Genomic DNA, 12,212 nt, shown 5'->3' on the forward strand with positions numbered 1-12,212 from the left:
GACCAAGCCATGAACACGGTCGTTCCGGCACTCGCGCTCAGCGGTGTCAGCAAGCACTATGGTCCGGTGGCGGCGCTGCGCGCCGTTGACCTGACGCTGGCGCGGCACAGCGTGCTGGGGCTGATCGGCGAGAACGGCGCCGGCAAGTCGACGCTGATCTCGATCATCAATGGAACCGTCCTCCAGACGGACGGCGAACTCAGGGTCAACGGCGCCACCGTCGACCCGGGTTCGCCGTTGGCGGCCGCGCGCGCCGGCATCGCCACCGTGTTCCAGGAGCAGGGGCTGATCGCCAATCTGCGCGTTTATGAAAACATGCTGCTTGGACGCGAGCGGGGGTTTGCGCGGGCGGGCATCCTTAGCAGTGCAGCGATGGCGGCGCTGGCCCGCGATGTGCTTGCCGATCTCGGCATCGCCATCGACCCGATGGCGGTGACCGGCGATCTGGCCTTCGGCGAGCGTCAACTGGTGGAGATCGCCAAGGCCTTCGCGCTCGGTCGGATCTATCCGGTCGAACCGATCGTGCTGCTGGACGAACCGACCAGCGCGCTGTCGGAGAAGGAGACGCAGATCCTGTTCAACTCCATCCGGCGCTGGCGCGACAAGGCCTCGATCATCCTGGTCTCGCACCGTCTGTCGGATGTGTTCGCCGTCTGCGACCATGTCACGGCGCTGAAGGACGGCGCGGTGAACGGTCATTGGCGGGTGAGCGAGGCGACGCCCGACATGCTGCACGAGGCGATCGTCGGGCGGCCGCGCTCGGCGGGTTACTACAAGGAGGCCGATCAGCGCGAGGATATCGGCGAGATCGTGCTGGATGTCCGCTCCCTCAACGTGCCTGGGCAACTCCACAATGTCTCGCTGTCGGTGCAGGCCGGCGAGATCGTCGGCATTGCCGGCGTGCTCGGCTCGGGCAAGACGGTGCTGGGCAATGCCATTACCGGCGCGATCCGGCCGGCCAGCGGCGAGATTTCCGTGAAGGGAAAGCGGCTGAAGCCGGGATCGCGCGCGGATGCCCTGGCGGCCGATGTCGGCTTCGTGCCGGCCGAGCGCAACATCGCTGGGGTCATCGGCATGCATTCGATCGAGTGGAACCTGACGCTGCCGTCGATCCGCTCGTTTCGCATCGGCAAATGGCCGGTGCTGTCGGGCCGCCGCCAGGCTGAGGTCACCGACAGCTGGATCAAGAGGCTGCGCGTGCGCACGCCTGGCCGCGCCGTGCAGATCCGCAATCTTTCGGGCGGCAATGCGCAGAAGGTAGTGTTCGCCAAATGGCTGGCGCGCGGCATCAAGGTGTTCGTGCTCGACGATCCCGGCCGCGGCCTCGATGTCGGCGCCAAGGAGGAGATCTACATCCTCCTTCGCGAACTGGCCAAGCAGGGCGTCGCCATCGTGCTGATCTCAGACAATCTGCCGGAGATCATCGGCCTCTCCAACCGCATCGTCACGCTGAGGTCGGGTTCGATCTCGGCCGAGATCAACGCGCCCGCGCATGACAAGCCCGCCGAGACGGCCGTCGTGCCGCACATGGTGTGAACAGATGGAAGCCAAAGTGTCCCAACCCACAATCGCAACCGCTTCGCCGGCATGGCGCCGATGGATCGCCAGGAACGCGATCGCGCTCTATCCGGTGCTGGTCATCCTCGCGCTGGTGGTCTTCTTCGCGCTGCAGAATCCCAACTTCGCCACCTTCGACAATGCGGTGAACATCGGCCGCCAGTCCTCGGTGCTGCTTCTGGTGGCGCTGGCCGGAACGATGGTGATCATGATCGGCTCGATCGACCTGTCGGTCGGCTCGATCGTGACGCTTTCGGGCATCGTCGCCGCGCTTACCATCGACGCCGCAGGCCCGGTGGTGGCGATCGCGGCGGGCATCGGCACGGGCATTGCCGTCGGGCTGATCAATGGCGTGACGCTGATCTCGCTGAAAGTGCCGTCCTTCCTGGTCACGCTCGGCATGCTGTCGATCCTGTCGGGCATCGCCAACATGATCTGCGGGGGCTCGTCGATCATGTTCATGGATCTCAGCCTCACCAATTTCGTCAACTCGGAGCTCATTCCCGGCGTACCGACCATCATCCTGGTGGCGCTGCTGAGCGCGGCGGCGCTTGCCTTCATCGCCTTCAAGACGGTGCTTGGTCGCTATCTCTTCGCCATTGGCGGCGGTGAGATCGTGGCCGCCAATTCCGGCGTGCCGGTCAATCGCTACAAGGTCTATGCCTTCATGCTGTCCGGCGCGCTTTGCGGCATGGCCGGCGTGCTGCTCACCGCGCAGGTCGGGGCGGGCACGCCGGCCGCGGGCGCCAACATGCTGCTCGATTCCATCGCGGCCATCGTCATGGGCGGCACGGCCCTTTCGGGCGGCATTGGCGGGCCGCAGCGCACCATCCTCGGCGTTCTCGTCATTGCCATCCTGTCCAACGGCATGGATGTCACCGAGGTCAGCAGTTTCACGCAGGAGATCGTCAAGGGCCTCGTCATCATCCTGGCCGTGGCCTCGACCATCGACCGCAAGAAATACCCTTTCATCAAGTGACCTTCCGGTCGCGGACCGGAAACCCACCAAGACCGAAATACAAGGAGCAGACATGAGCGCGAAGCTTGTCCCCGTCGTCACCCGCAAGGATCAGGAACATGCCGGCACCGGCCAGTCCGGCGGCGCGGTGCGCATTTCCGGCGTCAGCCCGCAGCACACGCCGGCGACGAAAATCTGGTTCGGCAAGGTGTCGAACAAGCCGGGCTATCGCTCGCTGCCGCATCACCATGGCGAGGCCGAGACCGGCGGCTATGTGCTGCAGGGCAAGGGCCGCATCTATTTCGGCGACGACTATGCGGAATATCTCGATATGGAGGAGGGTGATTTCGTCTTCGTGCCGCCGCACATGCCGCATGTCGAGGTCAATATGAGCACGACCGAGGACCTGGTCTGGCTGACGACACGCACGCCCGACAACATCGTGGTCAATCTGGCCGATGTCGACGATGCGACGCTGGCTGGCTATAGGCGCGCCTGAAAACCCGATCGGGAGGAAATGATGACTGATATCCGTCTCTACATGTTCGATACCGGCATTCTGAAATGCAAGTATCACGACATCTATCTCAACCAGGGCGGCGATGCCGATTTCGAGATCCCGGTTCCCTTCTATTTCATCACCCACCCCAAGGGGAACGTGATCATCGACGGCGGCACGCCGGTGGAATGCGCCACCGATGCCAAGGGCCATTGGGGCAAGGTGGCGGAGTTCTTCACCCCGGTGCTGACGCCGGAGCAGGGCTGCGTGGCGCAGATCGAAAAGCTCGGATTCTCCGTCGACAGCGTCAAGCATGTCGTGCTTTCGCATTTGCATCTCGACCATGTCGGCGCCGTCGGCCGTTTCCCGAACGCCACCCATGTCGTGCAGCGCATCGAATATGAATATGCCTTCACGCCGGACTGGTTCGCGGTGCTCGCCTATGTGCGCAAGGATTTCGACAATCCCAATTTGAAGTGGCTGATTCTCGAGGATGCCTGGGGCGATTTCTACGATCTCTATGGAGACGGCTCCATCATCCTGATCCGCTCGCCCGGCCACACGATCGGCCACCAGTCGATCCTGGTGCGGACCTCCAGCGGCCAGTCGGTGCTGCTGGCCGTCGATGCCGCCGACACGCTCGACCATTGGGAGGAGCGCGCGCTGCCGGGCGCGCTGCATTCGACCATCGATTCCGTGCGCTCGGTGAAGAAGCTGCGCGCCGTGCAGGCCAAGACCGACGCATTGGTGGTGGCCGGCCATGACGGGCCGCAATGGGCGACGCTGAAGAAGGCGCCGGATTTCTACTGAACCAACTTCCAATGACACGGGCAGGGGATGGGCCGACGGCCTGTTCCGACAGCAAGGACATGACATGAAGCTTCTGCGTTTCGGCCCGCTCGGGCAGGAGAAACCGGGCCTGCTCGACGGGGACGGCCTGCTGCGCGATCTCTCGGGCGTGGTCGCCGACATTGCCGGCGAGGCGCTGGGCGACGAGGCGCTGGCGCGGCTCGCCGCACTCGATCCGGAGACGTTGCCTCTGGTCGAGGGCAATCCGCGCATCGGCGCCTGCGTCGGCAAGGTCGGCAAGATGATCTGCGTCGGGCTGAACTATGCCGACCATGCCAGGGAAACCGGCAAGGAGCCGCCGGCCGAGCCGATCCTGTTCATGAAGGCGACGACGGCGTTGTGCGGCCCCGATGACGACATCGAAATCCCCAGGGGCTCGCAAAAGACCGACTGGGAGGTCGAGCTTGGCGTGGTCATCGGCAAGCGGGCCAAATATGTCGACGAGACCGAGGCGCTTGGCCATGTCGCCGGCTATTGCGTGGTCAACGACGTGTCCGAACGCGCCTTCCAGTCGGAGCGCGGCGGCCAATGGACCAAGGGCAAGAGCCACGACACGTTCGGCCCGATCGGCCCGTGGCTGGTGACGCGTGACGAGATCGCCGACCCGCAGGCGATCGACCTCTGGCTGGAAGTCGACGGCGTCAGCCGGCAGAACGGCTCGACCAGGACGATGATCTTCGGCGTCGCCCATCTCGTCAGCTACATCAGCCAGTTCATGACGCTGGAGCCCGGCGACATCATCGCCACCGGCACGCCGCCCGGCGTCGGTCTGGGCCAGAAGCCGCCGCTGTTCCTCAAGGCCGGCCAGACGATGCGGCTCGGCGTCGCCGGGCTCGGCATCCAGACGCAGCGCACCATCGCGGCGCGGGCCTGACCCGCACCATCTTTTTTGACGCAATTCCGGACGGAAAACCGCTTCACACTTTTCCTGGAATTGCTCTGTCGGACAGCAGGAAAACGCAGATGAGAAGTCTTGAAGGTCGAGTAGCCATTGTCACCGGCGCCAGCCGTGGACAGGGGGAGGCGGAGGCGCGGCTGCTGGCGCAGGCGGGCGCCGCCGTACTGGTCTGCGACGTGCTGGAAGCGGAAGGCGAAGCGTTGGTGCAGTCGCTTATCGCCGATGGGCACGAGGCCCGGTTCGTGGCGCTTGACGTGTCCAGCAAGCAGGCCTGGGAAGGCGCCATAGAGACGGTGCGCGGCTGGAAGGGCAGGCTGGACGTTCTCGTCAACAATGCCGGCATCATCAACCGCAAGTCGCTCAACGACACGCCGCTCGATGCCTGGGAACGGCTGATCGGCATCAACCTTACCGGCACCTTCCTCGGCATCCAGGCGGCGGCCCCGCTGATGCGCGAAAACGGCGGCGGCAGCATCGTCAACATCTCGTCCAACAGCGCCTTTTCCGGCCATTACGACCCGGCCTATACGGCCAGCAAATGGGGCGTGCGCGGGCTCACCCGCACGGCGGCGATGGAATATGTCGACTGGGGCATCCGGGTGAACAGCGTCTGCCCCGGACTGATCGTCACCGGGCTCAACGCCAACGCGCCGCACCTGAAGCCGATGATCGACTTGACTCCGATGAAGCGCAGCGGCACGCCGGAGGAAGTGGCGAAGCTGGTGCTGTTCCTGGCCAGCGAGGATTCGAGTTTCATCACCGGCGAGGATTTCCTCATCGACGGCGGCTTTACGGCCGGCGCCGCCTATCGCCGCGTGGCGGTGGAAAGCGGTCTCTACGAGAGCTGAGAGGCTAAGGGGCCGACAGGTGCGCTGGCCTACAATGTCCCGGCCAGTGCCGCGCCCGCCAGCAGCACGCCGGTCAGGATGTTCGACAGGAAGAGTCGGAAGTTCAGCTCCGGGCGCCGCAAGTCGATACGCCATGTCTGCCAGGCGAGATGCGCGGCGACGACGACCATTCCGGCGGCGTAGGGCAGTGACATGCCCGACAGCCAGCCGCCCAGCGACCATGACGCGACGGTGAGGGCGTAGAACAGGCCCACCCAGGCCTTGCCGTTCCGGCCGAACAGGATCGCCGTCGATTTCAGGCCGAGGCGGGTGTCATCCCTTACATCCACATAGGCATAGACGGTGTCGTAGCCGATCTGCCAGGCGATGGCGCCGATCCACATGATGACCGCTCCGACAGGCACGTGGCCGGTGACCTCGGCCCACGCCATCAGCATGCCCCAGTTGAACGCCGCGCCCAGCACGGCCTGCGGCCAATGGGTGAAGCGCTTGCAGAGCGGATAGATGAAGACGAGCGGCAGCACGCAGAGCGCGATCAGGCGCGTATAGGGGCTGAGGAAGAACAGCAGCGAGGCGGCGAGCGCCAGTTCGGCAACCAGAAAGCCGATGGCCTGGCGGGTGCGGAGCTGGCCGCTGGCCAGGGGGCGGAAGCGGGTGCGTTCGACATGCGCATCGAAGTTGCGGTCGGCGATATCGTTGACGGTGGAGCCGGCGCTTCGCATCAGCAGGGCGCCGAGGCAGAAGACGATCAATTGCCAGGCTGCTGGAAATCCATGCGAGGCCTGGATGAGCGCGGCAAGGCAGGGAAACAGCGTCAGCCACACGCCAACGGGCCGGTCCAGCCGCGCGAGCCTGGTGTAGGGCCGCCACGCCGCAGGCAGCCGGCGATCGACCCAGTCGCCGGCATGGATATCGCTGAGGTCGGGTCGGCTTGATGCGGTCATGCGGGAGTCGATATCCACCGGTTGACGATACTCTTCACTACAGGAACCGGCTCTTGCGAACGCCTTTGGTCGGCCGGTCCGGCGGATGGCCTATACGGCCTTGCCGACCAGCGCACCGATGCCGGCGGTCAGGGCCATGGCGAAGGCGCCCCAGAAGGTGACGCGCAGTGTCGCCCGCAGTATGTTGGCGCCACCCGCCTTGGCGCCGATGGCGCCAAGCAATGCGAGGAAAAGCAGCGAGGCGACGGAAACAGCCAGCACCAGGATGGAGGGCGGTGCAACCAGCACCATGGCCAGCGGCATCGCCGCGCCGACACTGAAACTCGCCGCCGAGGTCAGCGCTGCCTGGATCGGACGCGCCGTGGTCATCTCGCTGATGCCCAGTTCGTCATGGGCGTGCGCGGCCAGCGCATCCTTGGCCATCAGTTGGTCGGCCACCTGGCGGGCAAGGCCCGGCTCCAGCCCGCGCTTGACATAGACCTGCGCCAGTTCCTCGCGTTCGGCCTCCGGCTCGCTCCTGAGCTCCTCCCGCTCGCGGGCGAGGTCGGCATTCTCGGTGTCCGACTGCGAACTCACCGAGACATACTCGCCGGCCGCCATCGACATGGCGCCCGCCACGAGCCCGGCGATGCCGGCGACCAGCGCCTGCGAACTGCCTCCAGCGGCCGAAGCCACGCCCACGATCAGGCTCGCCGTCGAAACGATTCCGTCATTGGCCCCAAGAACTGCCGCGCGCAGCCAGCCGATGCGCGAGACAAGGTGATTTTCAACGTGCAGGCGGCTCATCATGCCTCCGGAGGGTTTTCAGGCTCGGTGGTGGCCCCGACTATAGCGGAGGCCGATCCGATCCGCCGACAATCTTGCGAATGGGTTCCCGCCCGCCGCGCTCAGGTCTTTCTAGCGAACCACCAGAACCGGAATCTCGGTGTAGGACAGCACTTCCGCCGTCTGGCTGCCCAAAAGCAACTTTCCCAGACCCTGGCGCCCGTGCGAGGCCATGACGATCAGGTCGCAGCCATGGGTCCGCGAAAGTTCCAGGATCGCCTCGGCGGGCTTCCTGTTTTCGACATGAAGGACCTTGGCGTGAACGCCCATGGCATCGGCGGACGCCTCGCATTTGCCGAGCATCTCCTTGGCGTACTGCCGCGCGCTTTCCGCATAGGCGGCGAATTCGTCCCCGGCGGCATAACCGGCCATGGCGCCGCCCCAGGCAAGGATCGGGAACGGTTCGGTGACATTGACGAAAGTAACAGCGGCGCCGAGAGCACGGGCCAGTTCGAGGCCATGGGCAACGCCCTTCTCGGCCAGTTCCGATCCGTCGGTGGCGATTAGCAGATGCTTGTACATGATGATGCGACCTGTTGTGCAAGGGGGCATCCGAGTGCCGATGCGCGCCCTTGGGATGGCGGGTGCCTCGGGAGGCTCACCTGATATAATTTCCCTGCCAGTTCGGGCACAGGGCCACCTTGATGTGAATCAAGGCCAGGCGGGGCGCGGTGCGGCGGCGCTGGCGCGGGCAAGCCGGATCGCCGCTGCTATCGCTGGTCGGGAAGATCGGCGATTTCGGCGCGCGGATCGTCATTGGCGAGCGGGCGCAGCCTGGCGCGCATGCTGGGGCGGGGTGCCGCGGTCCTTGGGCTCTTGCCGTCTGGGCCGCGCGCCTGGTCGAAGGCGATGGCCTTGTCGGCGCGCGTCGCGGCCGCCATGGTCAGCGCCAGCTGTTCGAGCGCGTCCATCGAGCGGCGGAAGAAATCGCGTGCCGCGACGAGGACCGGATAACCGATCTTTTCGGGGGCCTGTCCCGCGATCATGGTGTCAAGGACGGATTCGTGCTGCTCGACCGCCGCCGCGTCGGATTTGCGCCGAGAGGCGGCGAAGCGCCGTGAACTGTCCTCGAACGACGCCATGAAGTTGCGGAACCGCACCCAGCGGTGATTGGCGAAGACGTTGACGTTCGCCTTGCCGGTCTTCGGGTCGGCCGGCGCCAGCGGATCGAACCGTGCCGCGATCAACAGCCCCGCGGCGCGGCCGCGATAGTCGAGATCGTCCAGCGTGTTGGCGGGCATGTCGAGGTTGAGGCCGCCTTCGTCCGGCCGTAGCGCGATGTTGACGACGCGCTCGCGGATGCCGGGCGCGATGACCATTTCGTTGTCGCTCCAGAAGCGGGCCGTGTTGACCAGCGTGAAGATGAAGGAAAGCAGCCCGGCGCCCTTCGATTCATCAAAGGAGGTGAAGGGGGCGGGCGTCATGTTGTTGCCGGTCGCCATCGAGACCATTTTCCAGACCGCGTCTCCGGGCTTTGGATCGCTTTGCGGCACGATCTTCGGGCGGCTGGCAATCTCGCGTTCGGCCGAGCGGGCCTGCGCCACCGGCTGGTCGGCATCGGGCGACGCCTCCTCTGTCATGTCGGCATCGCTGTCGCCGTGCTGGACGGGAACGTCGGCCTCGTAGTCGATCAGGTTGAGGCAGAAGGTCGGCCGCGTCGGCACCGGGCTGTCGAAGAAATGCACCGGGAAGTTGGAGGTCAGGCCGCCATCAGAGAACCACACCCTGCGCAGCCGGTATGGCTTGCCCTTGGGCTTGTGGGCGTAGTCCGGCGTCATCAGCGGCAGGGCGGCCAGCAGGAACGGAAAGCTGAGCGACAGCCGCGCGCCGAAGACGATCGGCAGGTCCTGCGGTTTCGGCAAGCGGATCACGTCATCACGCTGCTCAACGTTGTTCTCGGGCGAACCGGCATTTTTCAGCATCCACTCGACGATCGGCAACGGAAAATAGCTGCTGAGCACGGCCTTCTCGATATAGAGGGTCGAGGGCGTTTCCAGGAAAGGAAGCTGCGCGGAGCGGTTGCGGCTGATGTCGCTGGCAACCATGACAAGGTCGATGGAGCGCGGACTGGCGGGGTTGACGACGGTGCCGTTTTCCCAAGGCTCGGTTTTCTTCCCATCGGGATCGGGAGCGCTCCACAGATCGCCGAAGGTCACCGGCACGTCGTCGAGCGGCCGCCCGGCGGCGGACTGGACCTTGCGGTGGATCCACGGTGTCAGCCCCTCGAAGGGATTGGCTCCCGCCGGCGCAGTGAGCCGCGGCGAGGACAGGCCGGTGCAGATGCCGTAGAAATTCGCGCGCCATGCCGGCAGCCACGCCCAGTACAGCATGACCACGAACATCACGGTCAGGATGACCAGCGCCAGCGCCAACGCCGCGACCCCGGCCGCCAGGGCGAGCAGCCCATGGCCGCCCTGGCCGAGCACGAACGCGGCGGCCAGGCCGGCGAACAGGGCAAGGCCGGTGGGGATCGCGATCTGCCATGACGACAACGCCGACAGCAGGGCCCCGGCGCGGCCTTTCCCGCCGCTGAAGAGGGGGCCTATCAGGCTCAGCAGCCGCCTGGTCTCCGGTTCGGCCGTGAACAGGTGGAAGAGCCGCGTGTGGCCGTCATCGGCGTATTGGCCAAGCTCCTTCGGCATCTGTTCGAGTTCGCCGAAGGCACCGGGGTTGAGGTTGGTGCGGCGGCCATATTCCGCCGCCGCGGTGATCGCGGCCGCGATAGCGCCCACCGACGTGCCGCCGATGGAGTGGAAGGCGTAGCGCCTGGCGATCATTGCCACCGCGCCGGGATAGATGATGCCCGACGTGACGCCGCCGGCCATGACGATGTCGCAGTCGAGACGCTTTTTCGCGGGGTCCGCCTGGAGCGGCGCGGGAGCGATGCCTGGTGCCGTCTCGACCTGAGCCATGTGTTTCCTCCGCCCGGCCGCCCTGTTGTTTGGCGAAACCGGCAATGAAAGAACAAAAGCAGAAATCCTCACGGTAAAGATACAGACAGAACGGCCGCGCTCAAAGGCGGACCGGAAGTTTATTTTCCAACAGTACTTGGTGAATTTTTCAGATACGAAGGTAACGTAGAACCCGCGCGCGCCGGCCGCCGCTGGAGGGTCGAAAACGGCGCGGAGCCGATTATTATCTGCTAGTCTTGTCGGGTCACTTCGCGACATTCCGGGGCAGTGGCGGCGACCTGACTCTTCATCACCCGGTGAAAGCCGCCGGACGCGCCATTCCGCGAACGCTGGTGGATGACCATAGGACGTCTTCATGAACGATGGCCCCGCACAAGGAGATACGCCGGCAAGGCACGATGCCTTGATGGGCGCCTGGCGCGTTCGCCGCACGGTGATCGACTTCCTGGCCGGCACACGCTTCGTGTTTTCAGGGCAGGCTGTCGTGACGGCGGATGCGTTCGAGGAAACCGGCGACATCCAGATCGGCGAGCGCACGCTGCCGGCGAGCCGCAGCTACAGGCTGGACAGGCGCACGGACGCCGTTGCGGTCCTCCGCGCCGACGGCTCCGCATTCATCAGCCTTGACGGGCGCGCCTCGCAGAGCGTGCGGCATGATTGCGGCGCCGATCTCTATCTCGGGCGCCTGTTGTTTCGCGGGCCGGACGAATGGGCCGAGGCGTGGCGGGTCAAGGGCCCGCGCAAGAACTATGCGAGCCTCGGCCGGTTCCTGCGCCCGCCAGCCCCGCGGTGTCAGGCGCGAAATGCTGAAGTTTACTGGCGATCTGTTTCCGATCGGAAAGCGGCCACTCCCGGAATGGCTGCAGCGCCATCGAAACGGCCCGGCCCAAGTTCGGCCAATAGGTTGCCTGGCCTGAACGGCCGCTGGAATCACCCATTTGGGGGATGCGCGCGGCCGGCTTTTCCACGACCCTGCGGTTGACGTTCGTAAAGCGAGGCCAGATGCCGTCGCGCAGCACCGGGGGGAGTGTTCATGACAAAGCGCTTTCCGACCAGGACCCTGTTTCCCCTGGGCGTCCGCAACAGCATCCGGACCGAAGCGCGATCCTGCGGCCGCCGGCGGAGGAAAGACGGCTTCGTGACCCTGCCGGACGGGTCGAAATTCGGATTCGTGCCCGGTGCGCGGCTGCATGATCTTGCTCCGGGCGAACATGTCTCGATCAGCTATGATCCTGCCCGTCGGCTCTACGTGGTTGGCAACAGCGCCGGCAGCACGACGCCGGTTGCCGGGGTCGGAGTCGAGGCAGAGGTTGAAGTGACGGCCGCCTTGGCCGCGTAGAGCCGCAGGCAAAACATGGCTTGGCGGCTGCCACAAGGCGTCGCCATTGATGTCCCGCTGGGAACGCGGCACTGCGGTAGCCGCCCGATGCCGCGCCCTCCGGCGCGATTTACAGGTCAAGTGGAGTGGTTGGAAAGTATTTCCGACGCTGCTAGACATTCTTGCGATGGCGGCTGGGCGCAATACTTGGCCTCGCGCCATCCGCGAGGGGGCGGACGTCATGATATTGCTGGTGATCACATTTCTGCTGGGGATCGGGCGTAAGGGCTGGTTGTCGCCGCTCGTTCCACTTGTTGTATCCGTTGTCCTGGGCGTTCTTTCGGCTTTGGGCCCCGGCCTGACCTGGCTGGCGATCATCACGACATCCGGCTTCCTTCTGGACATGATGAAGACAGCGGTTTTGTACTATCTGGCCTATGCGGTGGGCGAGGGCGTTCGCGCACTCTACGATCGGAGCCATGGGTCTGCTGCTGTGTCCGATACCGCGACTGTCGATGACATCGGCGCGAATGATCCCGACAAATAGGGCGGTTCAGGGCAAATGCAAACAGTGACCAACCCTGTCGTTCGGATCGGTTGTGAA

The 12,212-nt window shown here is 65.2% G+C and carries 13 protein-coding genes; 9 read left to right on the forward strand and 4 right to left on the reverse strand.

Annotated elements, in window-relative coordinates:
• The first annotated feature begins 9 nt into the window (after nucleotides 1-9).
• From ACO07C_RS25685 to ACO07C_RS25710, 6 genes are all read left to right on the forward strand, one after another.
• Nucleotides 10-1,536: a sugar ABC transporter ATP-binding protein gene (locus tag ACO07C_RS25685; protein WP_421916971.1), complete on the forward strand. Its 1,527-nt coding sequence runs from the start codon at nucleotides 10-12 to the stop codon at nucleotides 1,534-1,536.
• Between the two features lie 16 nt (nucleotides 1,537-1,552).
• Nucleotides 1,553-2,536, forward strand: a complete 984-nt coding sequence (locus tag ACO07C_RS25690; protein WP_421916972.1) for an ABC transporter permease — start codon at nucleotides 1,553-1,555, stop codon at nucleotides 2,534-2,536.
• A 52-nt stretch (nucleotides 2,537-2,588) separates the two neighbouring features.
• Nucleotides 2,589-3,014, forward strand: a complete 426-nt coding sequence (locus ACO07C_RS25695; protein WP_421916973.1) for a cupin domain-containing protein — start codon at nucleotides 2,589-2,591, stop codon at nucleotides 3,012-3,014.
• A 21-nt stretch (nucleotides 3,015-3,035) separates the two neighbouring features.
• Entirely contained in the window at nucleotides 3,036-3,824 is a 789-nt protein-coding gene (gene attM, locus ACO07C_RS25700) for an AttM family quorum-quenching N-acyl homoserine lactonase (RefSeq protein ID WP_421916974.1), read from the forward strand.
• A 64-nt stretch (nucleotides 3,825-3,888) separates the two neighbouring features.
• Nucleotides 3,889-4,737, forward strand: a complete 849-nt coding sequence (locus ACO07C_RS25705) for a fumarylacetoacetate hydrolase family protein (RefSeq protein WP_421916975.1) — start codon at nucleotides 3,889-3,891, stop codon at nucleotides 4,735-4,737.
• Between the two features lie 89 nt (nucleotides 4,738-4,826).
• Nucleotides 4,827-5,609, forward strand: a complete 783-nt coding sequence (locus tag ACO07C_RS25710) for an SDR family NAD(P)-dependent oxidoreductase (protein WP_421916976.1) — start codon at nucleotides 4,827-4,829, stop codon at nucleotides 5,607-5,609.
• 29 nt (nucleotides 5,610-5,638) lie between these two features.
• On the opposite strand, the gene ubiA is transcribed toward ACO07C_RS25710, so the two are convergent.
• The 4 genes from ubiA to ACO07C_RS25730 form a co-directional block, all read right to left on the reverse strand.
• Nucleotides 5,639-6,553 (reverse strand): 4-hydroxybenzoate octaprenyltransferase, encoded by a 915-nt coding sequence (ubiA, locus tag ACO07C_RS25715; protein ID WP_421916977.1) that lies wholly within the window; start codon nucleotides 6,551-6,553, stop codon nucleotides 5,639-5,641.
• Between the two features lie 90 nt (nucleotides 6,554-6,643).
• Nucleotides 6,644-7,339, reverse strand: coding sequence for a VIT1/CCC1 transporter family protein (locus ACO07C_RS25720; RefSeq protein WP_421916978.1), 696 nt, complete (start codon nucleotides 7,337-7,339; stop codon nucleotides 6,644-6,646).
• 111 nt (nucleotides 7,340-7,450) lie between these two features.
• Nucleotides 7,451-7,900 (reverse strand): universal stress protein, encoded by a 450-nt coding sequence (locus ACO07C_RS25725; protein WP_421916979.1) that lies wholly within the window; start codon nucleotides 7,898-7,900, stop codon nucleotides 7,451-7,453.
• Between the two features lie 188 nt (nucleotides 7,901-8,088).
• Nucleotides 8,089-10,290, reverse strand: a complete 2,202-nt coding sequence (locus ACO07C_RS25730; protein ID WP_421916980.1) for a hypothetical protein — start codon at nucleotides 10,288-10,290, stop codon at nucleotides 8,089-8,091.
• A gap of 355 nt (nucleotides 10,291-10,645) precedes the next feature.
• Between ACO07C_RS25730 and ACO07C_RS25735 the strand changes: the two genes are divergently transcribed.
• The 3 genes from ACO07C_RS25735 to ACO07C_RS25745 are packed head-to-tail and all read left to right on the forward strand — an operon-like array spanning nucleotide 10,646 to nucleotide 12,155.
• The gene (locus ACO07C_RS25735) at nucleotides 10,646-11,272 is read left to right on the forward strand and encodes a DUF6314 family protein (protein WP_421916981.1); all 627 of its coding nucleotides are present in this window, start codon (nucleotides 10,646-10,648) and stop codon (nucleotides 11,270-11,272) included.
• Between the two features lie 51 nt (nucleotides 11,273-11,323).
• Nucleotides 11,324-11,629: a hypothetical protein gene (locus ACO07C_RS25740; RefSeq protein WP_421916982.1), complete on the forward strand. Its 306-nt coding sequence runs from the start codon at nucleotides 11,324-11,326 to the stop codon at nucleotides 11,627-11,629.
• Between the two features lie 49 nt (nucleotides 11,630-11,678).
• Nucleotides 11,679-12,155 (forward strand): hypothetical protein, encoded by a 477-nt coding sequence (locus tag ACO07C_RS25745; protein WP_421916983.1) that lies wholly within the window; start codon nucleotides 11,679-11,681, stop codon nucleotides 12,153-12,155.
• Nucleotides 12,156-12,212 lie beyond the last annotated feature (57 nt).

The organism is Mesorhizobium sp., assembly GCF_965229135.1.
Lineage (GTDB): Bacteria > Pseudomonadota > Alphaproteobacteria > Rhizobiales > Rhizobiaceae > Mesorhizobium.

Bases quoted from the DNA above. Each gene is read 5' to 3' on its own strand.
- ACO07C_RS25735 (WP_421916981.1), top strand. From the start codon at position 10,646: ATGAACGATGGCCCCGCACAAGGAGATACGCCGGCAAGGCACGATGCC.
- ACO07C_RS25720 (WP_421916978.1), bottom strand. From the start codon at position 7,339: ATGAGCCGCCTGCACGTTGAAAATCACCTTGTCTCGCGCATCGGCTGG.
- ACO07C_RS25730 (WP_421916980.1), bottom strand. From the start codon at position 10,290: ATGGCTCAGGTCGAGACGGCACCAGGCATCGCTCCCGCGCCGCTCCAG.
- ubiA (WP_421916977.1), bottom strand. From the start codon at position 6,553: ATGACCGCATCAAGCCGACCCGACCTCAGCGATATCCATGCCGGCGAC.
- attM (WP_421916974.1), top strand. From the start codon at position 3,036: ATGACTGATATCCGTCTCTACATGTTCGATACCGGCATTCTGAAATGC.
- ACO07C_RS25685 (WP_421916971.1), top strand. From the start codon at position 10: ATGAACACGGTCGTTCCGGCACTCGCGCTCAGCGGTGTCAGCAAGCAC.
- ACO07C_RS25745 (WP_421916983.1), top strand. From the start codon at position 11,679: ATGTCCCGCTGGGAACGCGGCACTGCGGTAGCCGCCCGATGCCGCGCC.
- ACO07C_RS25710 (WP_421916976.1), top strand. From the start codon at position 4,827: ATGAGAAGTCTTGAAGGTCGAGTAGCCATTGTCACCGGCGCCAGCCGT.
- ACO07C_RS25740 (WP_421916982.1), top strand. From the start codon at position 11,324: ATGACAAAGCGCTTTCCGACCAGGACCCTGTTTCCCCTGGGCGTCCGC.
- ACO07C_RS25705 (WP_421916975.1), top strand. From the start codon at position 3,889: ATGAAGCTTCTGCGTTTCGGCCCGCTCGGGCAGGAGAAACCGGGCCTG.
- ACO07C_RS25725 (WP_421916979.1), bottom strand. From the start codon at position 7,900: ATGTACAAGCATCTGCTAATCGCCACCGACGGATCGGAACTGGCCGAG.
- ACO07C_RS25695 (WP_421916973.1), top strand. From the start codon at position 2,589: ATGAGCGCGAAGCTTGTCCCCGTCGTCACCCGCAAGGATCAGGAACAT.